This is a genomic window from Priestia sp. TGN 0903 (assembly GCF_050846855.1).
Taxonomy (GTDB): Bacteria; Bacillota; Bacilli; order Bacillales; family Bacillaceae_H; genus Priestia; species Priestia zanthoxyli.
This window is the reverse complement of record NZ_JBOZGL010000007.1, coordinates 25,001-47,763: the sequence shown is the minus strand read 5'-3', so window position 1 is coordinate 47,763 and position 22,763 is coordinate 25,001. Positions and strand designations below refer to the sequence as shown.

The window sequence follows — 22,763 nt, the reverse complement described above, 5'->3', positions numbered from 1 at the left end:
GGAGTTCGTGCTATGAAAAAAAAGCGCTTGATTATTCGAACAGTTATATTAGCAGTTTTACTGTGCGCGGTTGGATATACCCTTTATGCTCAATTTTTTGCTGATAAACAAAAGGTATCGGTAGGAGATGAGGCACCTGACTTTATATTAAGAGATATTAATGGAGAAACTCATCAGCTATCAGATTACAAAGGCAAAGGAGTTTTTTTGAATTTTTGGGGAACATGGTGCAAGCCCTGTAAACAAGAGATGCCGGCGATGGAAAAGCAGTATGCAGCATATAAAAAGCAAGGCGTTGAAATTTTAGCTGTTAACGTTGCAGAAACGAATATAGCGGTAGAGCAGTTTGCTAAACAGTATGGGCTATCTTTTCCAATTTTGATGGATAAAGATTCACAAGTGTTGGGTGCGTACGGGATAGATCCTCTTCCGACTACGTTTTTAATTGATAAAAACGGAAAGATTGTAGACAGCTTTATTGGCGGATTAGAAGAATCTAAAATAAAAGAATATATGGAAGAAATTAAACCATAGGGAGTGTTGACAATGAAACACGTAAAATGTGAATGTGGACACGTTAACCCGCATGGTACGATTTTGTGTGAAGCCTGTGGTAAACCAATTGCAGAAGAAACAACTGAAAAATTAGTAGATATGCGTTATGAAGGAAGCGCAAGGCGATCGCAAACGTACAATAAAACAGTTATCGATAAAATATGGAATTTTTTCTCTTCTGTAAAGGTAGGCATTTGGATCATTATTGTGACGCTTGTTGCGTCTGCAGTCGGAACCATTTATCCTCAAGAAGCTTACATACCTCCTAATGTGACAGCAGGTGAGTATTATCAAAAGGAATATGGATGGACAGGAGAGCTTTATTATAAGTTAGGTTTTCATCATCTCTATGAATCGTGGTGGTACTTGCTTTTAATTGCTGCTTTAGGAATGTCGTTAGTCATTTGCAGTTTAGATCGAGTAGTGCCTTTGTACCGAGCTCTAAAAAAGCAGAGTGTAACAAAACATCCAAACTTCTTAAAGAGACAGCGTTTATACAGCACTTCATCATCGTGGACGGATCAAGATTATGAACATGTAAAAAGCATGCTGAAAAAAAGAAGATACTCTATTCGCGAAGAAAAGGGCAATCTGCTGGCTGAAAAAGGACGCTTCTCAAGATGGGGTCCATACGTTAATCATATCGGTCTCATTATCTTTTTACTAGGTGCTATGCTTAGATTTGTACCAGGTATGTATATAGATGAAGTTCTTTGGATCCGTGAAGGTGAAACAAAAGTTATTCCTGGGACGAACGGAGAGTATTTTTTGAAAAACCATCGTTTTACTGTGGAAACGTATGATAAAGATAGCGAAAGCGCCGTGTTTCAAGAAGCAATTGATCGTGCAGGGAATAATAAAGTAGCCAAAAAATATGAAGCGGATGTTAGTCTGTATAAGCGCGAAGGAAAGCTTATACCGGGAGCAGATCCAAAGCTAAAGAAAATAAAAGATTCAGAGATTCGTGTGAATCAGCCGCTTAAGTTTGAAGGATATGCCATGTACCAAGTGGACTTCAAGTTAAATGAGTTTAGCTCTATGTCTTTCCATTTAACAGATAAAAATGCAAATAAAAACGTTGGTTCACTTACAGTAGATTTACATAATCCAAAAGCAACATATGATTTAAAAAACGGATATAAAGTCAAGCTCATGAGCTACTTTCCAGACTTTTTCTTTGATGATGAAGGAAACCCAAATACAAAAACAAGAGTGCCTAACAACCCGGCTTTTGTATTTAAAATGATTACGCCTCAGCATAAAAAAGGCGAAGTTGCTTTTGTTGGAATTAGAGAGAACTTGGAACCGCTAGGAAATAACGATTATAAAATGACCTTTGCTGGTGTGGAAACGAAAAATGTAACGGGATTAACCGTTCGCAGAGACTATACGCTTTGGTTTTTAGGGATTGGCGGAGCCATCTTTATGATTGGTGTGATTCAAGGGATGTATTGGAATCATCGCCGCATGTGGATTCAAAAAGTCAATAATGAGATATGGTTGGCCGCACATACAAATAAAAACTGGTATGGTCTTAAAAAAGAATTAAATGGTTTATTAGAATCCACATCCCTCACACAGCTGAAGGACCAAAATGATAAAGAAACAAAATAGGAGGAAAAAGCATGGATTACGCGAGTATAAGTAGTAATTTACTGTATGTGGCGTTTATTGCTTATTTAGTTGCAACCTTTTTTTTCGGAGGAGCTATTCGAGATAAGCGAGCAGCTCAAAAGAAAACAAAGTGGGCAACGTTTGGAATTGCGGTTACCATCATCGGTTTTATTGCACAGATTGGCTATTTCATTACAAGATGGATTGCATCAGGCCACGCTCCTGTTAGTAATTTATTTGAATTTACGACGTTTTTTGGCATGATGCTTGTTGGCGCATTTATTGTTATTTACTTTATTTATCGTCTTAGCATGCTTGGACTTTTTGCCTTGCCGGTGGCTCTTTTAATCATTGCTTATGCAAGCATGTTTCCAACTGAAATTACGCCGCTGATACCAGCTCTCCAGACGAATTGGCTGCATATTCACGTTACAACCGCAGCTACGGGTGAAGCCGTGCTTTCCATTAGCTTTGTTGCAGGATTGATTTATTTAATCAAAACAATTGACCAATCCAAGCGAAATAAAAAAGCATTTTGGCTGGAATTTATCCTGTATACGCTTATTAGTACGCTTGGGTTTGTAGCGGTGACGCTGGCTTTTAATGCGGCTCACTACGAGTCATCATTTAATTGGGTTAATAAAAGTGGCGAACAAGAGCAAGTCGTATATCATATGGTTCCGCTAGTGGGGCCTCATCAAAGTGAGTGGACAGACGGGAACGACATAAAGCCGCTTGTTGATATGCCGGCTATTATCAATGCTAAAAAATTAAATACGGTTATTTGGTCGTTAGCCGGTGGGTTTGTCTTATATTGGCTGATTCGTCTTATTTTACGGAAGCGAATTGGAGCCGCACTGCAGCCGCTTGTGAAGCAGGTAAACAGCGACTTGCTTGATGAAGTAAGCTACAGAGCAGTGGCGATTGGATTTCCTATTTTTACATTAGGAGCACTTATTTTCGCTATGATTTGGGCTCAGATGGCCTGGACGCGCTTTTGGGGATGGGACCCCAAAGAGGTGTGGGCGCTGATCACCTTTTTATTTTATGCCGCTTTTCTTCATCTTCGGCTGTCTAAAGGATGGCACGGTGAAAAATCAGCTTGGCTGGCAGTTGGCGGGTTTGCCATCATCATGTTCAACTTAGTGGCCGTGAACCTAGTTATTGCAGGTTTACATTCATATGCGTAACCTTTAAAAATAGAATAGAGGCTGAAATAAAGATATTTTAGTTGAAGAAGATCCGAACGATGAGTTGAGATTCTTGATGGAGAATCACATTCGTTCGGATTTTTTTATTTGCATGGTGAACGGAGGCTTCATATATGTAGTTGCTTCTAGCTCCTGTATTTTATTTGTCCATCTGTAGATTGGATGGAATTCGATATGTCTCAACCTCTTTTTTGAGGAAAAAAGCTATTTTTCATAAAGGTGTTCACGAATTGTCACATTGTTTGGGTAACATAAGTAGAACTCGCCGGTTTTTTTTTGTACACTAAGACTAGGAGGTTGAAAATACATGCAAAACGAACAAAGATTACTGCTAGTAGACGATGAAGATCGCATTAGACGATTGTTAAAAATGTACTTAGAAAAAGAAGGATACATCATTGAAGAAGCAGCCGACGGGCATGAAGCAATCGAAAAAGCGTTACACATAGATTATGATTTGATTGTATTAGATTTAATGATGCCTGGCATAGACGGTATTGAGGTCTGTAAACAAATTCGCGAGAAAAAAGCAACTCCTATTATCATGCTTACAGCTAAAGGTGAAGAAGTAAACAGAGTCCAAGGGTTTGAAGTAGGTACAGATGATTACATCGTTAAGCCGTTTAGCCCAAGAGAAGTGGTTCTTCGCGTAAAAGCACTGCTTCGACGTTCTTCTCAAGCAACGTTTATTCAGCCAGAAACGAGCGTGAAAAACCTTATTGTCTTTGATCACTTAACGATTGATAATGATGCACATCGCGTTACAGCAGACGGAAAAGAAGTTAACTTAACTCCAAAAGAATATGAATTATTGTGCTACCTTGCAAAAACGCCAGATAAAGTATACGACAGAGAACAGCTGCTGCGTGAAGTGTGGCATTATGATTTCTTTGGAGATCTTCGTACGGTAGATACGCACGTCAAGCGTTTGCGTGAAAAGTTAAATCGCGTATCGTCACAAGCGGCGAAAATGATCGTAACCGTTTGGGGAGTAGGGTATAAATTTGAGGTTGAAAATAACTGATGTTTTGGAGAAGTGTAGTTGGTAAACTATGGTTTACTATCCTATTGCTCGTTACGCTTGTTTTATTTATTTTGACCATTTTACTGCTTCAGTTTTTTGAAAATTATCATGTTGTAGACGCAGAAAACCGTTTAACTAAAACGGCTGCTAAAATCTCTACCATTGTGCAGGAAACAGAGGATGAAAAGCTAGGACTATCCATTGCTCGTGAACTTGCAGATCAAGCAAGTGTAGTTATTGTTCAGGATAAAGATTTCTATTGGCATTCCACACATCCTGATAAAGAAAATAAGAAAGCTATTTCGGCCATTGTTAAACAAAACGATCAGCTAAATCAAGTGGTTGAAAAAGGTAAAGTAATACGGGAAAAAATGTACATGACCACAAAGAAAGACACGAGTGATGAGCCTTTAATGTTTGTTGTCGGTGTACCTTTAATGAAAGATAATAAACCGACAGGCGGCGTTTATCTGTATCAATCTCTTTCTGAAATTGAAGAGCCCGCTCAATATACGACTAAGTTCATTTTATTGGCTGCAGGTATTGCTATTATTTTAACTACTATCTTTGCTTTTTTCTTATCCACTCGAATTACAGCACCTCTTAGAAAAATGAGGCAGGCGGCATTTGAAGTAACAAAAGGGAACTTTGATACAAAAGTACCTATTTTAACTCACGATGAAATTGGGGAGTTAGCGATTGCTTTTAATCAAATGGGCAGGCAGTTAAAGTTTAATCTCAATGCGCTCAATCAGGAAAAAGAACAGCTTTCAAGTATTTTAAGCAGTATGGCAGACGGTGTTATTACGTTTAGTAGAGACGGATCGATTTTAATTACCAATCCCCCAGCGGAGCATTTTCTTCAGACTTGGTATTACGAGCAGGATGTGAACAACCAGCAGGTGCCTGAGCTTCCAGCAAACGTCGTGCATTTGTTTCAAACGGTAGTAGAGACTGAAACGGAGCGAAGTGCAGAGTTGAAAATTCAAGGGAAAACGTGGGTCATTTTAATGTCACCGCTCTATAATCAAACGAAAATCCGCGGTGCTGTAGCTGTACTGCGAGATATGTCTGAAGAGCGTAAACTTGATAAATCAAGAAAAGATTTTATTGCAAACGTGTCTCATGAATTGCGTACACCTATTTCTATGCTTCAAGGTTATAGTGAAGCTATTATTGACGATATTGCAAGTACGGATGAAGAAAAGAAAGAAATTGCACAGGTGATTTATGATGAATCACTCCGTATGGGCCGGCTTGTAAATGAACTTTTAGATTTAGCGCGAATGGAAGCGGGACATGTGCAGCTTCACTTAGAATCTGTAGCAATGGTTGAATTTACAGAACGTGTTTTGCGCAAGTTTCAAGGGTTAGCTAAAGAAAAACATATTAAACTGTCTCTTAATGGAAAAATAGAAGATGAATTTGAAGCGATGATTGATTCAGACCGTATGGAACAAGTGCTGACAAACTTAATTGATAATGCCATTCGTCATACGGATGACTACGGAGAAGTAAAGCTGCATCTTGATAAAAGTCAATCCGAAATCCATCTTTCTGTTCAAGATACGGGAGCAGGGATTCCAAAAGAAGATCTTCCGTTTGTATTTGAGCGATTTTATAAAGCTGATAAAGCCAGAACGAGAGGAAAGTCAGGAACTGGTCTTGGGCTTGCGATCGCTAAAAATATCGTGGAGGCACACCAAGGGATTGTTGCGGTTGAAAGTGAATTAAATGAAGGAACAACTTTCTTTATCAAACTGCCAAAGTAAACACATGCTAAATAACAGTTTGTCTTCGGCTGAAATAATAAGAATAGCAAAGAGATGTGATTCATTGGAGAATCACATCTCTTTATTTTTTCTATAAACAAGTCTAAAAGAGAAGGAATTGGCATATAGTATGTTTTGTGTGCAATGATCTACATAGGAGGTTCTTTCTTCATGATTGACGTGTTAAGAAGAATATTGGTTGTATTAGTGATGGGATTGTGTATAGGTCTTTTATTTTTGGGCGGGCAAATGGTAAAGGCAGAAGAGAAGCAGTGGGAGTGGCCGGTTGAAGGAGTCTTAACTGATATATTTGGTTCTCGTCACGCCAAACACTTTGGAATCGATATAGCAGCACCTGTTGGTACACAGGTGTATGCTGTTGCAAAAGGAGTGGTGAGCCGCTCTTATTATTCAAATACATACGGGCAAGTTGTTTTTATCAAACAAACGAATGGATACGAAACGGTCTATGCTCATCTAGAGAAACGACTTGTTGCAGAAGGAAATTCTGTAGCCCCAGGTCAAAACATTGGATGGGTTGGCAATACAGGACGATCTTCAGGTGCACATTTGCATTTTGAAGTTCATCAAGGAAGTTGGAATCCGGATAAAACCAATGCGGTAAACCCACTCGCCAAATTGGACAAGCAAAAACTATCGGCATACGTAAAAAACGATTTAGCTGCCACGGTTTTTCAGCAGTTACATCAGGCTTCTGATAACTGTATTCTTATCCATCAAGGAGATACATTATCTGAACTTGCGGCCAAATATGAAGTCGATGTGGAGCAGCTAAGAAAGTGGAATCATTTAGAGAACACCGCTTTAAATGCAGGACAAGTGTTAAAAATAAGTCCATAAAAAAAGAGCCGCTAAGGCTCTTTTTTCAATGTTACAACTCAATGCGCTGTATGGTCACAATTTCGCTTGTTTGTTTTAATGAATTGATGACAGAATCATCTAAAAGTTTATCAAACGTGAGCATCATAATGGCTTCTCCGCCTTTTTGCTTACGGCCCACTTGCATGGTAGCAATGTTAATACGTAAATCTCCAAGTACTTTCCCTACATTTCCAATAACTCCGGGCTGATCACTGTGACGGATATAAAGAAGATGTCCTTCTGGATAAAAATCAATATCAAACGAATCAATATTAACAATTCGAGGTCCATATCCTGCTATATAAGTGCCCGTAATCGTAAATGTACGCTGTTCGCCTGTTACTGTAACGTCAATTATATTAGAATATCCTTGCGTATCTTCCGATGTTTTTTCACCAAATGTAATTCCTCGTTCTTTGGCAATCATAGAAGCATTGACTTCGTTAACAGGTGAGTCAATACGATGGGTTAAAAAGCCTGATAACAAGCTCCGTGTAATATAAGTGGTTTCTAAATCCGTCACTGTACCTCCGTAGGAGATCGAGATATGCTGAACGGGTTCTCGCATGCATTGAGATAAAATAGCTCCCATTTGTTTAGTAAGGCTCGTAAACGGCTGAATTTTTTCAAAAACTTCTTTAGAAAGCGTTGGTAAATTAATGGATGAACTTACAGGATTACCTTCTAGAAAACGCAGAACGTCATGTGCCACGTCTTCAGCAACGTTAAGCTGGGCTTCTTTTGTAGAAGCTCCTAAATGGGGAGTTGTAATAACTTGATCAAAATGTAACAAAGGGTTATCAATCGGCGGTTCAACTTCAAATACGTCAATAGCTGCACCTTGAACATGGCCAATTTCTAAATAATGAACTAAGGCTTTTTCATCAATGATCCCGCCGCGTGCGCAGTTTAATAAAAATACACCCTTCTTTGTTTTGGCTAATGTTTCATGATTGAGCAATCCCTCGGTTTCTTTCGTAAGCGGAGTGTGTACGGTAATTACATCCGCTGCTGCTAGTAATTCATCCAGGGATAATAGTTCTACGCCTAGCTTTTCAGCTCGGGAAGAGGTTAAAAAAGGATCGTAAACGTGAACGCTCATATTGAAGGCTTTTGCGCGTTTAGCAAGTTCTGAGCCAATTCGTCCAAATCCGATAATGCCCAGGTGTTTGCGATTAAGCTCTGTTCCAACAAATGCTGAGCGGTTCCATTCGCGCGCTTTGACTGAAGCATTTCCTTGGGGGATATGCCGAAACAAGCTAGCCATCATAGCAAATGTATGTTCCGCCGTTGAAATGGTATTTCCGTTCGGCGCGTTAATAACGACAACCCCTCGTTTGGTTGAGGCTTCAATATCAATATTATCGACACCTACTCCAGCGCGAGCAACAATTTTTAAATTCGGCATTTTTGCCAGCAAATCCTCTGTAACCGTCGTAGCACTCCGTACTAAAAGCGCATCGTACGTATGCAAATCATTCTCAACTTCTTCAACTTTTTTTCGCGTAAGATTCACATGAGGAGCTTCAAGTAGTGGAGCAAGACCTTCATTGCTAATTGAATCAGCTACTAATACGTTATACATGACGTGAACATCTCCCTTGGATTTTACTATCATCAAATATTTGATAATTTACCATGTTAAAAAAATTCTGTCAATTATATTTTTTAAACTTTACAATTAGTTATCAAATACACAATTGTAAACGTAAAATTGAAACTATAAATATGTCATAATGCTGTTGGTTATGCACTTATTTCCTTATTTTACATATAAAACAGTAATGAAGTTTATAAAAGACATCAATTTAATAGGAATTAAAAAAACTTCTTTATTTACTTTTAATTCGAGATAACATATAATAAATTCATAATTAAATATTGGTCTATCTTCGGGGCAGGGTGAAATTCCCGACCGGCGGTAAAAAAACAAATTGTTTTGAGCCCGCGAGCTTATATGTAATACATACGAGCAGATTTGGTGAAATTCCAAAGCCGACAGTACAGTCTGGATGGGAGAAGGTGGAGGTTCAGCGTTCAAAACCTAATGTGATGAACGTTTATTAAATATGCCTGCCATGTCTCCTCTCAACGAATCATTTGTTGAGAGGTTTTTGCGTGGGGATATGAAGTTGAACCTTTCTTCTTTGAAGAGTGGATCACAAAGAAGGAGAGAGGCAAGATGCAACAAAGTAAGAAAACTCAAAAGCTGGTTATACTAGGAATGTTAAGCAGTATTGCTTACATTTTAATGATGATTAATTTTCCGATTCCTGGATTACCTCCGTTTTTAACAATTGATTTTAGCGAAATTCCTGCACTCGTAGCAGCACTTGTATTTGGACCTATGGCTGCTGTTATAGTAGAAGGAATAAAAAATTTATTGAATTATTTAATTCAAGGAAGTGCTACAGGGGTTCCGGTTGGTCAAGTGGCGAACTTTGTAGCTGGTTTACTGTTCGTTCTTCCTGTATCATATATGTTCCGTCGATTTAAAACAGCTAAAGGCGTAACGATAGGTTTGGTTACGGGTACGGTTGTAATGACGGTACTCATGGCTGTCTTAAATTATTATGTCTTTTTACCAGCGTATACAATCTTCTTACAATCGCCAGAAATGTCTAGTGAACAAGCGCGTCAATATATCGTTGCAGGTATTTTGCCGTTTAACTTAATAAAAGGAGCAGCAACAGGGGTTATTTTTGTCTTATTGTTTTCAAAAATGAAGCAATGGATCACGCGCCGCGTTGCTGTTTAATTCAATCGCTCTCCCGGGGAGAGCGATTTTTATATATAAAAAAACCTGCAGCATGTACTATACTACAGGTTTGTTCAATACTTATTCGAATTTATTAGCATCGCCTTCGAATTTTTCATCCGCTACGCGAATTGAATCCGTAGGGCAGCCTTCCATTGCATCCATCATATCATCTTCTAGATCTTCTGGAATTTCTACTACACCTTGGTTATCATCTAATGTTACGAATGCAATACCTTCATCATCATAATCATAAATGTCTGGTGCTGCTGCTCCGCAAGCGCCGCATGCGATGCAAGTATCTTTATCAACAATTGTATATTTTGGCATAACAAGACCTCCTGTAAAGTGTTCGAAAATTTCTCATTATATAATCTCTTCGCGAATCAAGAGTGAAATTTCTCCTTATTCATTGTAAAATGATTTATAAAACTTTTCAATAGAAAAGTCACTGAGAATGCTTATCAAATCAAGGTTTCTTCACTTATCCAAACGTTTTGATACATAAAGGAAAGAGCTAAAAAGCCTTTATCTCACATGCTATTGGTCACTTTTGGTACAATGAATGAGAAAGGAAGTTGACACCTTTGAATTATATTCAAGTTAGCATTTTATTTTGTATAAAACAGTTAAAAGGTGAGCGAACCGCCTATGGTATTTATCATTTATTAACAGGTAAAAAGTCAGCGCAAACAATTCAAGACGGAAAAATTTTTGGAATCTCTTTTCTTTTTCAGTCATTTTTTTACTTAGATAAACGGTCTTTTGAAACCTGCGTTGCATATTTAAAAGAACAGCAGTATATCGAAGAAACTGAAAATCAAAAGTATGTGATGACAGATAAGGGACGAACACGCCTTGAAGATGAACTGACGGCTCGGCCCTTTCATCCAGCTTTAGACGGATGGAAATTCGCAAGCAGTACTCAATTATTTTTAGCAAGAATCACTTTGTTCATTCAGACCTTATCAAACCTACAGTATTTTCAAAAAGGGTTTTTACCCATTTCCAAAAATCCTGAGGTCATTCAATGGGTCAAAACGTATATTATGTCTCAAAAGCAAACGCGTCAAGAGTTAGCCGCCGAGCTATTCAAAGAGCTCCGAACGTGCTTGAAAGATTGTACGGAACGGGATGCGTCTCTTTTTGTTTTGCAACTGACTGGATACGAAAGAGTAGGCTTTACAAAAAATCAGTTAGCATATCAATATGAACTCGATGAGCATTATGTGCATATTCAACTTTTAGGGGTTATTCATCATATCATTGAAAAAGTGAGTCAAAATAATGAAAGCTTTCATGTACTTTCTTCTTTTTTGCATGATCTATATTTAGAATTGCCTTTGACAAGCTCGACGTTAAAAACGTATAGCTGGCTTCAAAAAGGAAAGACGCTTGAAGAAATTGCTTATATAAGGCGTTTAAAAGAAAGTACAATTGAAGATCATATTGCAGAATTAGCTCTGTTTGTTCCATCTTTTTCAATCGATGCATACGTATCGCCTAAGCAGCAGGAAGAAATTATCTCGGCTTTTGAAAGTTTGCGTACAAATAAATTAAAGGCGATAAAGGAAGAAGTAAAAGACGGCGTTACCTATTTTCAGATTCGTCTCGTATTAGCAAAACATTTTACCTGATACTAAAAAAAGTGGTGTTTGATGTGAAGATAGAACAACTTCTACAGAAACAATTTGGCTATAGCCAATTTCGACTAGGACAAAAAGAGATTATTCAAGATATTTTAACAGGTCATAATGTGTTAGCGGTTCTTCCTACAGGAACAGGGAAATCATTGTGCTATCAGCTCCCCGCTTATGTGTTGAACCGACCGGTGCTGATTGTATCTCCTTTAATTTCACTGATGGAAGATCAAGTTCAACAACTAAAGGCAAGTGGAGAAAAGAGAGTTATTGCCTTAAATAGTTTCCTACACCAAGAAGAAAAAAGACGGGCGCTAAAAGATTTAGCTTTTTATCGTTTTATTTATGCATCTCCTGAAATTTTGCAAAACGCTGTTGTGGTAGAAGCATTAAAACAGGCAAAGGTAGGCCTTTTCGTTGTGGACGAGGCGCACTGTATTTCTCAGTGGGGACATGATTTCCGTTTGGATTATCTTCAGTTAGGAGATATATGGAAGGAACTTGGCAGTCCGCTATGTCTGGCACTAACAGGAACTGCGACTAGGGAAGTAGTGGAAGATATTAAGCGTTACTTATCGCTGCCTGCTGTCAACGAGCACATCTATTCCATGAATCGAAGTAATATTGCGATGAAAGTTGATTTTGTTGCAAGTATTGAAGAGAAAAAAGAGAAGTTGCTGATGTACGTTAGTGAACTGCAAAGTCCAGGAATTATCTATTGTTCCAGCCGATCTTGGACAGAAGCATTAACACAGCTTCTAAAGGAAAATGGGATACAGCGAGTGCAGTATTACCATGGGGGAATGGAACCGAATGAAAGAATGCTTGTTCAACAGCAATTTTTAGAAAACCAGCTTGATATCATTTGCTGCACAAGTGCATTTGGAATGGGGGTTAATAAATCGAATGTTCGCTTTGTTATTCATTTTCATACACCTACGCAGCTAGAAGCATACGTACAGGAAATTGGAAGAAGTGGACGCGATCAGCAAAACAGTATTGCGATTTTGCTTTATGCTGAAGGAGACGATGATTTTGCTCATTCTTTACTTGAAATTGAGCTTCCTTCTTCAGATATCATCTTATACTGCCTGTCGTATTTACGAAATCATGATCAGGCCATTCCTTTAAAACAAGTAGAGTCTCATTTTCTTTATACAGTGGGTATTCAAGAAACACATTGGCGATTTATTCGTTATTATTTGTACAGAGAAAATGTAGTGGAAAATGAACATGTTGAACCTAGGAAAATCCCTGAATCGCTGCATGAAACGATTGTTGCAGCTGTAAATAAACGTCTTCGAAACAAACATGACAAGTACCGTGCGATGAAGGAGTTTATTGAGGCAAAAGAATGCCGTCGTCAGGTGCTGCTTGGCTATTTCAATGAGCTGGGAAAATCAGAGCTTCAGAATTGTTGCGATTGCTGCGGATTGGATTTAGAAGCCTATAAAAAAACAAATGGTGAGCAAGAGCAATGGACATTTCAAGGCTGGGAATTAGAATTAGCTCGTTTGCTTCGTCAAGGAGAGATATAATGGCAAAGTCACAGCAAGAGCTTATTTCATCCATGACGGATGCAGAGCTGGTTAAAAATTTATATGTAACGCAGCTGCTCATCTGCTTTATTGCTTTAGGCATCGGTTTTTTCACATTTGATTCGTGGCATTCCTTTTTACAGTTTTTTGAGCTGGATTGGGCTTCTATTTTATTGTACGGGGGAGGTACAGCTCTCTTGGTAGTAGGAGGAGATATGCTTCTAATGAAGTGTGTACCCGAGCATTTATATGATGACGGAGGGATTAATGAACGTTTATTTGCTAATCGTTCCATTCCTCATCTAGCCCTTATTTGCCTAATCGTTGCATGTTCAGAAGAAATATTATTTCGAGGGGTTATACAAGTTCAGTTTGGCCTTTTTTGGGCGAGTATCGTATTTGCACTCGTTCACATTCGATATTTAAAAAAGTGGTTTCTATTTATTTCGGTTGTGGTTTTAAGCTTTTTAATAGGGTTGCTGTTTTGGTGGACTGAAAATTTGTATGTCACGATTTTTACTCATTTTCTCATTGATTTTTTATTAGGCCTGCAGATACGAAAGTCAAAAGGGAAATCTGTACAGTCAGAAGAACTCATGCAGTAAAGGTTAAGGAAACAGCCATTATTTTCAGTGTTATCCACATAATCTTTTATATTCACTCATATGTTGTACTAGCATACGAGGGGGTGGAATGTTGGAAAACAAGTTGATAGACTTTGAAAGCGATGAAACACTTCAATATATATTAGCGAGCGTTATCAAAAGAAAAGAGACGGTTAATAAGCTGAAAGCTAAAGAGAAAAGATGGAAGCTTTTGTTTTTAGCCAGCGTAACGGCTGTTATTAGCTACTTTTTTTTCATATTTCAAAGCGGTTTTTTTACGACGTTTAGCGAATTTTTCTCATTTTTGTTAGGTAACATAGGGCATTTGATGTTTCTATTGCTTACCGTCTCCCTTTATTTTTATACTGTACAGCTGCAGAAAAAAAGCGAGAAAGCGGAAAAGACTTTTCAAGACTTGCGCTGTGAGATTATTAAAAGAAGCAAAGAGCTATGGGCGACGCCTGAAACATGGGAGAACCGAAAAGAAACGTTCCGCTGGATGCAGTCCACTTATGGAATTAATTTATATCATGAAAATAAATAGAATCGCATGAAAAAGCCTCTTTTTACATAGAAGTTTAGTGAAGGGGGTTTTTTTGTGAGAGATTGGTTTAACTTGCTGGCTGCGTGGTTATGCAGTTATTATATCAGCAGTTTAACGGCTGTAGGCTCAAAAGCTTCGTTAACCTATTTACTTATTCAAATGATTTTACATCCGTTAGATGTGTTTGGTATTATAATTTTATTTTTCACGGCTCTTTTTTGTCTGTCGGCGGCAGTTCGTAAAGTGTTTCTGCAAAGTCGGTTGTTTCTAAAAGGCTATAAGGTAAAATGGCATGAATATCTTGTTTCATGTCTATGTGTGATAGGAGTTTTATCGTTAAGCACAGTTGCGCTTTATCAAGTAGTAGGTTTGTTAACAATTGCGACAATTTATGCCCTTTCTTCTTTAACAGAAACACACCGTGTATAAAATGAAAAGAAGGAGAATATATGGTTATTTCTTTAATTATTTTAGCGTTAGGCATAGGCCTGCTGATTTTTATGTTTTCGGAAGCCCATCGTACATATGTAGAAGAAAGAACGATTCATTTATCAGCATTTCCCGGAAATCAGCAGCCTTTACGCCTGTTTTTTATATCGGATGTACATAAGCGAACAGTTTCGTCGAAGCTGTTGGAAAAAATACCTGGTGAAGTAGACTTTGTGATCATAGGCGGTGACTTACTAGAAGGAGGAGTACCTTTATTGCGTGCTCGTCAAAATATTCAAAAGCTTAAAACGCTTGGACCGGTCTATTTTGTATGGGGAAATAATGATTACGAAGTAAGTCAAGTGCAATTGAAGCAGATGCTTAAGGATGAGGGAGTTATTACCCTTAAAAACGAGCATGTCTCTGCAGTTTCTAAACATGGTACTACATGCAATTTTGCGGGAGTAGATGATTTATCCGAAGGTGAGATGGATCTAAAGCGAGCTGTTTCTTCCATTGAACCTGACCAGCTTACCATTCTTCTAAGCCACAATCCTGATGTTATCTATTATGTAGATGAAGAATCAAAAGTAGATTTAATTTTGAGCGGACATACACACGGAGGACAGATACGCTTATTTAATTTTGGTATGTATGAATTAGGAGGGCTGAAAGAGAAAAGACAGATTCCTCTTTTTGTTAGTAATGGATATGGTACAACCTCCCTGCCTCTCCGTTTACAAGCTAGAGCACAAACGCATTATATCACTTTAAAAAGGAAAGAATAGCCTTGAACAAACTCTTTACATAGCATATACAAATTTTACACACAGGATAACTTATCCTATAATTCAATTAATAGAAACAGTTCACGAAGAGTAGTTGGAGGTTACGTATGGCTCACGAAGGGAAGTATAATATTAAAGCCATCTCAAATATGGTCGGGATCCAGCCGGGAACTTTGCGTGCATGGGAACGACGCTATCAAATTTTAAATCCTGTCCGCAATGAATCGGGGCATCGGTTATATACAGAGGAAGATTTGCGGAAATTAAAATGGCTCACGGAAAAAGTGAGCGGAGGTTTTACGATTAGTCAAGCGGTTTCGTTATTAGAAACGGAAAGTAGTACAGTAGGAGCGTTTGAAGAAGAAGGAGAAGTAGATTCCCCTCAGAAAATTAGGGATGAGCTGTTAACGATGCTTCTATCTTTTGAAGAAGGAAAAGCACAGGATTTAATTAATCATGCGTTTAGCCTGTATTCGGTAGAAAAAGTGGTTATTGATATTTTGGGTTCTCTACTCGTGACGGTTGGAGATATGTGGGAAAAAGGGCAAATCACAAGTGCTCATGAGCATTATACGACTCAAGTATTAAAAACGCGTATCAGCATGATTTTTTATTCGCTGCCTTCAAATGGCTTATTGCCTAAAGCGATTGCTGTATGTGGGCCTAATGAGACACATGAAGTTGGACTTCTAGTCTTTACGCTATTTTTACGCCGTAAAGGGTTTGAGGTTATTTATTTAGGAAGCAGCATTGAAGATAAAGATGTTGAGCTAATTGTTAAAGAAGTAGACCCAACGTTTTTATTTATGTCATGCACAATGATGGAAAATGCCGAGAAAACACTGAATTTGACGAACCAAATGATAAAGAAATTCCCGCATCTTAAAGTAGGATTAGGCGGTTATGTGTTTGATGGTTTAGATAGCAAAAGAAAAGGCGAGGCTCAGCCGTTTATTTTAGGAAATACAAAAGAAGAGTGGAACAGCTGGCTAACAAAAAAATTAGCAGAAATTGATTGAGAATAGCTTGTCTTTCCTTTCATAAACCTGTAAACTCGTAAGTAAACATCACGAACCGTTTTCCAAAAAATACATATACTGCATTATCGAACCATGTGGTTATGAGTGCAAGCGGGGAGGGACGCTAATGAGGCTTGAACGATTAAACTATAATAAGCTAAAAGTTTTTTTGACCTACGATGATTTAAAAGAAAGAGGGTTAACAAAAGAAGATCTATGGACAGATACATTCAAAGTAAAACAGCTCTTTCGTGAAATGATAGAGCAAGCTTCTCAAGAACTGAACTTTGAACCTACAAATTCTCTTTCGGTAGAAGTTTTTTCACTTCAAGCACAGGGAATGGTTGTATTTGTGACAAAGCAGTATGAAGAAGAAACCAGCTACGGTGAGTTCGATGAAGACGAGTTCGAGGACTTCATTGAAATGCAGGTCATGCTAGATGAAAGCGAAGACATGTTTTTTGAGTTTGATTCATTTGAAGATGTCATTCAGCTGACCAAGCGCATGTCAAACTTTTACGATACGGATAGCGTGCTCTATTCATTCGAAAAACGTTTTTACGTGCTGTTGGATTATCACATGCTGTCACCGGCTGAAGTTGGGAATATGATTGCGGTTTTGGCGGAGTATGGAAATCCCTCTACAATTACAAAGCACCGCGTAAATGAATATGGAAAAATATTAGTAGAAAAGAGAGCTCTGGAGTATATTAACTCTGTCTTTTCTTAACTGTTTAATTGAAATAATTACACCCGTGAAGGATAAAGCACTTTTATTAAAATAAGAGTGGCTGCACTTTCAGCTTGTACAAAGTTGTTGAAAGTGCTCTTTATCACCGGGTGTTTTTTATTTTTTTAAGACGATTAACGCATACTAGGAAAGAGGCAGACTTAAAACATTGTAGCATACCTTGTAAAGTTATTGGAAGCGTTTTCTTAGAAGAACACAAAAAATACTAAAAGTTCGATATTTTCCTTTGCAATGCAAAACTAAGGGTGTATACTATGTCATGAAAGAAGCACCATTCAATTAAAAACGAATAATTTTCGATACATTTTAGGAGGTTTACAGATGGTAGCCGACAAGATGCAAGACAGTAAAAATAGTCAAGAAGAGAAGCATGATGTTTTAAAATCTACACAAACAGTGATACATAAAGCGTTAGAAAAACTAGGCTATCCTGATGAAGTGTATGAACTATTAAAAGAGCCATTACGAATGATGACAGTAAAAATTCCTGTTCGTATGGATGACGGATCAGTTAAGATTTTTACAGGTCACCGAGCGCAGCATAACGATGCAGTTGGTCCTACGAAAGGTGGAATTCGTTTTCACCCAAACGTAACTGAAAAAGAAGTAAAAGCTCTATCTATATGGATGAGTTTAAAATGTGGAATCGTTGACCTTCCTTACGGTGGAGGAAAAGGTGGAATTGTTTGTGATCCTCGAAATATGTCTTTTGGAGAATTAGAGCGTTTAAGCCGCGGATATGTTCGTGCGATTAGCCAAATTGTTGGACCAACAAAGGATATTCCAGCGCCGGATGTGTTTACAAATTCACAAATTATGGCTTGGATGATGGATGAATACAGCCGGATTGATGAATTTAACTCGCCTGGCTTTATTACTGGAAAGCCCCTTGTCTTAGGTGGTTCGCACGGCCGTGAAACAGCGACTGCAAAAGGAGTAACTATTTGTATTCGTGAAGCAGCGAAAAAACGAGGCATTGAATTACAAGGTGCACGGGTAGTAGTACAAGGGTTTGGAAATGCAGGAAGCTTTTTAGCTAAGTTCATGCACGACGCTGGTGCTAAAATTGTAGGGATATCTGATGCATACGGAGCGCTGCATGATCCTAATGGTTTAGACATTGATTATTTATTAGATCGACGCGATAGCTTTGGTACAGTAACGAAATTATTCAATAATACTATCAGCAACAAAGAGCTGCTTGAACTTGACTGTGACATCCTAGTTCCAGCTGCGATTGAAAATCAAATTACAGAAGAAAATGCCCATAACATTCAAGCGAGTATTGTGGTGGAAGCAGCAAATGGACCAACAACTCTTGAAGCAACGCGCATCTTGTCAGAGAGAGGGATTTTATTAGTTCCAGACGTTTTGGCAAGTGCGGGCGGTGTAACAGTCTCTTATTTTGAATGGGTGCAAAATAACCAAGGTTATTATTGGACGGAAGAAGAAGTAGAAGAAAAGCTTGAAAAAGTAATGGTGAAATCATTTAATAACATCTACGAAACTTCTACAACTCGAAAAGTCGACATGCGTCTAGCTGCTTATATGATAGGCGTAAGAAAAATGGCAGAAGGCTCTCGCTTCAGAGGCTGGATTTAAAAACAGAACAGCAGAACAGCAGAACAATTGCGTAAATAGAAAAAATCTCCTATCATTAATGAGGAGATTTTTTTGTTTTACACTGCGTTAAAATAAAAAAAAGGTGCGTTTACAACTGAAGGAGTGACAGGCATGAAGAAAGAAAAAGTAATTATTGTTGGCGGAGGACCATGCGGGCTTTCAGCAGCTATTGAGCTTCAACATACAGGTATTGATGCCCTTGTAATTGAAAAAGGCAATATTGTGAATGCAATTTATAACTATCCGACCCACCAAACGTTTTTTAGTTCAAGTGAAAAACTAGAAATTGGGGATGTCCCTTTTATTACCGAAAATCGTAAGCCTGTGCGCAACCAAGCTCTTGCTTACTACCGAGAAGTGGTGAAGCGCAAGCAAGTTCGAATTCAGCCGTTTGAACGTGTCTTGCAAGTAGACAAACAAGCGGAAAACCAAATTATTGTCACAACATCCAAAGAGACATATGAAGCGGAGAATGTCATTATAGCTACGGGCTATTACGATCATCCTAATTATATGAATGTTCCTGGTGAAGATTTATCAAAGGTATTTCATTATTTCAAAGAAGCGCATCCGTATTTTGATAAAGATGTAGTCGTTATAGGCGGAAAAAACTCTAGCGTCGATGCGGCTCTGGAATTGGTGAAGTGTGATGCAAGGGTGACGGTTATTTATCGTGGCTCAGATTACTCCCCTAGCGTAAAACCTTGGATATTGCCTGAATTTGAAGCGCTGGTTCGAAATGGAACGATTGGGATGCATTTTAACGCTCATGTAACAAAGATAACGGATGAAGCGGTAACATATGAGCAGGAAGGGAAAGAATTTACGATTAGTAACGATTTCGTTTTTGCCATGACTGGCTATCACCCTGATCACTCGTTTTTAACAAAAATGGGTGTGGAATTAGATGATGAAACAGGCCGCCCTTCTTTTAACGAAGAGACGATGGAAACAAACGTGGAAGGAATTTATATCGCTGGTGTGATTGCTGCAGGAAACAATGCTAATGAGATTTTTATTGAAAATGGACGTTTTCATGGGAAATCAATCGCTTCTCATATTATCAACAAAAACAACGCATAGGCTTCTATGCGTTGTTTTACTAATGATTAAATAGCTGCTGCAGCTCATCATGATTCGTTGTTACTTGGAGAGCAACCAACAGTTTAATGCGTGCTTTAGGACCATTTAAGCCATTTGAAAAAATAACGCCCATCTCTTTTAACAGCTTGCCACCGCCTTCATACCCATATACATCTTGAGCAATTCCATTAAAACAGCGAGAAACGAGCACGATGGGTATCTTTCGCTTCAAAAGCAATTGAATTCCTGGAATAGTGAGAGGAGGCAGATTTCCTTGACCGAGGGCTTCAATTACAAGTCCGTCAACATTCATTGAAGCCACTGCTTGAAATAAATGGTCGTCCATTCCTGCATAAGCTTTTAATAAAGTGATTTGTTTATCTATTTGATTAACAGGATAAAATTCATGTTCTGTAGGCATGTGGTGAAAAGATACGCCGCGTTTTGTGATTAATCCTATTGGCCCGTACTGAGGGCTTTGAAATGTCGCCACGTTGCTTGTGTGGGTCTTGGTCACATTTTCAGCGGTATGAATTTCATCGTTCATCACAACTAAGACACCTTTTCCTTTTGCCCCGTCACTAATAGCCACCCGAACCGCAGATATAAAATTATAAGGACCGTCTGAACCGATTTCATTGCTTGATCTCATAGCTCCAGTTAAGACAATTGGAATATCTGTATGCACTGTTAAATCTAAAAAATAAGCGGTTTCTTCCAGCGTGTCCGTGCCGTGGGTTAACACGACTGCATCAATTTTGCCTTCATTAATTTTATCGCGTATTTTTTTTGAAAGTATAAGCATTTCCTTAGGAGTAATGTGAGGAGAAGGCAGATGAAATGCTTCTTCTACGATTACATTGGCCATACCTGAAACAGATGATGTTGAGCGGTGAAGCGGGTTTTGAATATCTGGTGCTACCGCTCCAGTTTCCATGTCTTCTTTCATCGAGATTGTGCCGCCGGTGTGAAGAATATAAACAGTTTTCATAGAGAGCTCCTTTCAATTTTTCGTATAAGTATGATACATTTTTTGGTATACTTGTTTAAGGTCTTTGTTAGGCTTTGTAAATCGACAGCAAGTTATGTGAGCATTTACATATAAAGATAAGGACATTATAGACGGAGATTTTCATCCTAAAGATAACATGTTACTATTAAAAAAAATAGAGGAGATGAGGCGCTATTTATGTTGGCGATTGTATCTGCAGGCATTGCGCCAGGATTGGCATTGTTAAGTTTTTTTTATTTGAAAGATGAATATGAAACTGAGCCTATTTCAATGGTATTAAAAACATTTATTTTTGGAGCAATGCTTGTTTTGCCAATTATGTTTATTCAATATGTATTTGGTGAAGAACACGTTTTTCAATCACCTTTTCTTGAAGCATTTTTTACGACAAGCTTTTTAGAAGAATTTTTCAAATGGTTCATTTTATATTTCACGATTTATCAGCATGTGGAATTTGATGAGCATTACGATGGAATTGTTTACGGGGCAGCTGTTTCATTAGGTTTTGCTACCGTTGAAAATATTTTATATTTATTTGCAAATGGTTTAGAATCAGCGCTAGGAAGAGCCATTTTACCCGTATCTAGTCATGCTTTATTCGGCGTCATTATGGGGTATTATTTAGGGAAAGCAAAGTTTTCTGAAGGAAAGGAAAAAACGAAGTGGACGCTGTATTCCGTATTTGCGCCGCTCATTTTACATGGAACATATGATTATATTTTAAAAACAATGGATCATTGGGTATTTATTATTATTCCATTTATGATTTATTTATGGTGGCTGGCATTAAGAAAAGTAAAAAAGGCCAAACAGCCATCGATTGTCTAGGCTCAGCTTGTAAATCTTTTTTGAGCGATTTACGAGCTGAGTTTTTTCATTTCGGTAAATTTTGCGCATCTTGTATAAAAAAACAACCTTTACAAAAAATACTCCTATCATCTTATCAGTTACATACGATGTAGGAGGTTTTGTCATGTTATCATTTCGATGTTTTAAAAAGTATGCATGTCTCATATGCATATGTTCATTTATTGCAGCGTCCGTTGTGAGTCCAAAGGCCGCTCACGCGTTTTCAAATCAAGTCATTCAACACGGAGCAGTTGGAGATGACGTTATTGAGCTGCAGTCGAGACTTCAGTATTTAGGTTATTATAACGGGAAAATTGACGGTGTATTTGGATGGAGCACATACTGGGCACTGCGCAATTTTCAATATGAATTTGGCATTAAAAAGATTGACGGTTTAGCAGGCTGGCAAACAAAGATTAAATTAGCTAACGCAACAAAATATCACGAAAGCTATGTGAAAAATCAAATTAGAAAAGGCAATAAGTTTACGCACTATGGCGGTAAGCCTCTTGATCAGCAGTCTAAAGGAAGCGGTAGCAGTGGAAAAAACAGCGGGAACAATGGTCAGCCAAAAGCACAAAGCGGATCTTCTCAAGCAAAAAAACCTGCCAGTCAGCCGCAGCGTAATACGTCTAAAGGAAATTCTGAACAACAGAAAGAAAAAGCACAAAAGCCAACAGCGGTGAATGTACCGAGCGGGTTTTCACAAAATGATATTCAGCTCATGGCAAATGCTGTGCATGGTGAAGCACGGGGTGAACCATATAATGGCCAAGTAGCCGTAGCGGCCGTTATTTTAAACCGAGTTAACAGTCCGTCATTTCCAAATACAGTCGCTGGAGTTATTTTTGAACCGCGTGCATTTACTGCCGTAGCAGATGGGCAAATTTGGCTTGAACCCAATCCAACATCTAAAAAAGCGGTTATGGATGCGATTAACGGATGGGATCCTACTGGGAATGCTATTTATTACTTTAATCCGGATACAGCAACAAGCGCATGGATTTGGTCACGTCCTCAAATTAAGCAAATCGGGAAACACATTTTCTGTCGATAAAGAGAGGTG

At 38.3% G+C, this 22,763-nt stretch carries 22 protein-coding genes and 1 riboswitch; of the genes, 19 read left to right on the top strand and 3 right to left on the bottom strand.

Translation table 11 applies throughout. The features are described from left to right. Positions 1–12: 12 nt before the first annotated feature. The 6 genes from resA to ACRPLY_RS21500 all read left to right on the top strand — a co-directional run bounded on the left by resA (position 13) and on the right by ACRPLY_RS21500 (position 7,037). The gene (gene resA / locus ACRPLY_RS21525; protein WP_028411536.1) at positions 13–534 is read left to right on the top strand and encodes a thiol-disulfide oxidoreductase ResA; all 522 of its coding nucleotides are present in this window, start codon (positions 13–15) and stop codon (positions 532–534) included. Positions 535–546: 12 nt separating this feature from the next. Beyond that, positions 547–2,169 (top strand): cytochrome c biogenesis protein ResB, encoded by a 1,623-nt coding sequence (locus tag ACRPLY_RS21520; protein ID WP_028411535.1) that lies wholly within the window; start codon positions 547–549, stop codon positions 2,167–2,169. 11 nt (positions 2,170–2,180) lie between these two features. Beyond that, complete coding sequence (gene ccsB / locus ACRPLY_RS21515) at positions 2,181–3,359, top strand: c-type cytochrome biogenesis protein CcsB (RefSeq protein WP_099331267.1); 1,179 nt, start codon at positions 2,181–2,183, stop codon at positions 3,357–3,359. A 328-nt stretch (positions 3,360–3,687) separates the two neighbouring features. Then, positions 3,688–4,404 (top strand): response regulator transcription factor, encoded by a 717-nt coding sequence (locus ACRPLY_RS21510; protein ID WP_013059051.1) that lies wholly within the window; start codon positions 3,688–3,690, stop codon positions 4,402–4,404. Next, positions 4,404–6,176 carry an ATP-binding protein gene (locus ACRPLY_RS21505; protein ID WP_325077396.1) on the top strand — a complete coding sequence of 591 codons (1,773 nt, stop codon included), beginning with the start codon at positions 4,404–4,406 and terminating at the stop codon, positions 6,174–6,176. The genes ACRPLY_RS21510 and ACRPLY_RS21505 overlap by 1 nt, the downstream gene beginning before the upstream one ends. 171 nt (positions 6,177–6,347) lie before the next feature. Then, a complete protein-coding gene (locus ACRPLY_RS21500) occupies positions 6,348–7,037 on the top strand; it encodes a peptidoglycan DD-metalloendopeptidase family protein (protein WP_048019799.1) in 690 nt (229 codons plus the stop codon). A 31-nt stretch (positions 7,038–7,068) separates the two neighbouring features. Here ACRPLY_RS21500 and serA read toward each other — a convergent pair whose 3' ends face one another. Further along, entirely contained in the window at positions 7,069–8,643 is a 1,575-nt protein-coding gene (gene serA / locus ACRPLY_RS21495) for a phosphoglycerate dehydrogenase (RefSeq protein WP_325077397.1), read from the bottom strand. A 299-nt stretch (positions 8,644–8,942) separates the two neighbouring features. After that, positions 8,943–9,086: riboswitch (FMN riboswitch) on the top strand. A gap of 154 nt (positions 9,087–9,240) precedes the next feature. Here serA and ACRPLY_RS21490 point away from each other — a divergent pair. Beyond that, positions 9,241–9,816 (top strand): ECF transporter S component, encoded by a 576-nt coding sequence (locus ACRPLY_RS21490; RefSeq protein WP_028411530.1) that lies wholly within the window; start codon positions 9,241–9,243, stop codon positions 9,814–9,816. Between the two features lie 81 nt (positions 9,817–9,897). On the opposite strand, the gene ACRPLY_RS21485 is transcribed toward ACRPLY_RS21490, so the two are convergent. Continuing rightward, positions 9,898–10,146, bottom strand: a complete 249-nt coding sequence (locus tag ACRPLY_RS21485) for a ferredoxin (protein WP_013059046.1) — start codon at positions 10,144–10,146, stop codon at positions 9,898–9,900. Between the two features lie 257 nt (positions 10,147–10,403). Between ACRPLY_RS21485 and ACRPLY_RS21480 the strand changes: the two genes are divergently transcribed. The 10 genes from ACRPLY_RS21480 to ACRPLY_RS21435 all read left to right on the top strand — a co-directional run bounded on the left by ACRPLY_RS21480 (position 10,404) and on the right by ACRPLY_RS21435 (position 19,836). Next, on the top strand, positions 10,404–11,453 hold the full coding sequence (locus tag ACRPLY_RS21480; RefSeq protein WP_033579742.1) for a helix-turn-helix domain-containing protein: 1,050 nt from the start codon (positions 10,404–10,406) through the stop codon (positions 11,451–11,453). A 23-nt stretch (positions 11,454–11,476) separates the two neighbouring features. Then, a complete protein-coding gene (locus tag ACRPLY_RS21475; RefSeq protein WP_432232107.1) occupies positions 11,477–12,994 on the top strand; it encodes a RecQ family ATP-dependent DNA helicase in 1,518 nt (505 codons plus the stop codon). After that, positions 12,994–13,599, top strand: coding sequence for a CPBP family intramembrane glutamic endopeptidase (locus ACRPLY_RS21470; RefSeq protein WP_028411527.1), 606 nt, complete (start codon positions 12,994–12,996; stop codon positions 13,597–13,599). Before ACRPLY_RS21475 ends, ACRPLY_RS21470 begins: the two co-directional genes overlap by 1 nt. An 88-nt stretch (positions 13,600–13,687) precedes the next feature. Continuing rightward, positions 13,688–14,143, top strand: a complete 456-nt coding sequence (locus tag ACRPLY_RS21465) for a DUF2663 family protein (protein WP_033579743.1) — start codon at positions 13,688–13,690, stop codon at positions 14,141–14,143. Positions 14,144–14,197: 54 nt separating this feature from the next. After that, positions 14,198–14,572, top strand: coding sequence for a hypothetical protein (locus tag ACRPLY_RS21460; protein WP_028411525.1), 375 nt, complete (start codon positions 14,198–14,200; stop codon positions 14,570–14,572). A gap of 20 nt (positions 14,573–14,592) precedes the next feature. Beyond that, the gene (locus ACRPLY_RS21455; protein WP_099331265.1) at positions 14,593–15,360 is read left to right on the top strand and encodes a metallophosphoesterase; all 768 of its coding nucleotides are present in this window, start codon (positions 14,593–14,595) and stop codon (positions 15,358–15,360) included. A gap of 107 nt (positions 15,361–15,467) precedes the next feature. Next, entirely contained in the window at positions 15,468–16,379 is a 912-nt protein-coding gene (locus ACRPLY_RS21450; protein WP_028411523.1) for a MerR family transcriptional regulator, read from the top strand. Positions 16,380–16,506: 127 nt separating this feature from the next. Next, positions 16,507–17,109, top strand: coding sequence for a genetic competence negative regulator (locus tag ACRPLY_RS21445; RefSeq protein ID WP_025750420.1), 603 nt, complete (start codon positions 16,507–16,509; stop codon positions 17,107–17,109). A 357-nt stretch (positions 17,110–17,466) separates the two neighbouring features. Then, positions 17,467–18,732 carry a Glu/Leu/Phe/Val family dehydrogenase gene (locus ACRPLY_RS21440; RefSeq protein WP_370506064.1) on the top strand — a complete coding sequence of 422 codons (1,266 nt, stop codon included), beginning with the start codon at positions 17,467–17,469 and terminating at the stop codon, positions 18,730–18,732. Between the two features lie 132 nt (positions 18,733–18,864). Then, positions 18,865–19,836: a YpdA family putative bacillithiol disulfide reductase gene (locus tag ACRPLY_RS21435; RefSeq protein ID WP_099331263.1), complete on the top strand. Its 972-nt coding sequence runs from the start codon at positions 18,865–18,867 to the stop codon at positions 19,834–19,836. 19 nt (positions 19,837–19,855) lie between these two features. Here the strand turns inward: ACRPLY_RS21435 and ACRPLY_RS21430 are convergent, their stop codons facing one another. Next, on the bottom strand, positions 19,856–20,827 hold the full coding sequence (locus ACRPLY_RS21430) for an asparaginase (RefSeq protein ID WP_048019803.1): 972 nt from the start codon (positions 20,825–20,827) through the stop codon (positions 19,856–19,858). Positions 20,828–21,025: 198 nt separating this feature from the next. Between ACRPLY_RS21430 and prsW the strand changes: the two genes are divergently transcribed. Both prsW and sleB read left to right on the top strand, forming a co-directional pair. After that, complete coding sequence (gene prsW / locus ACRPLY_RS21425; RefSeq protein WP_028411520.1) at positions 21,026–21,676, top strand: glutamic-type intramembrane protease PrsW; 651 nt, start codon at positions 21,026–21,028, stop codon at positions 21,674–21,676. A 145-nt stretch (positions 21,677–21,821) separates the two neighbouring features. Beyond that, positions 21,822–22,754, top strand: a complete 933-nt coding sequence (sleB, locus tag ACRPLY_RS21420; protein WP_367077792.1) for a spore cortex-lytic enzyme — start codon at positions 21,822–21,824, stop codon at positions 22,752–22,754. Positions 22,755–22,763: the final 9 nt, after the last annotated feature.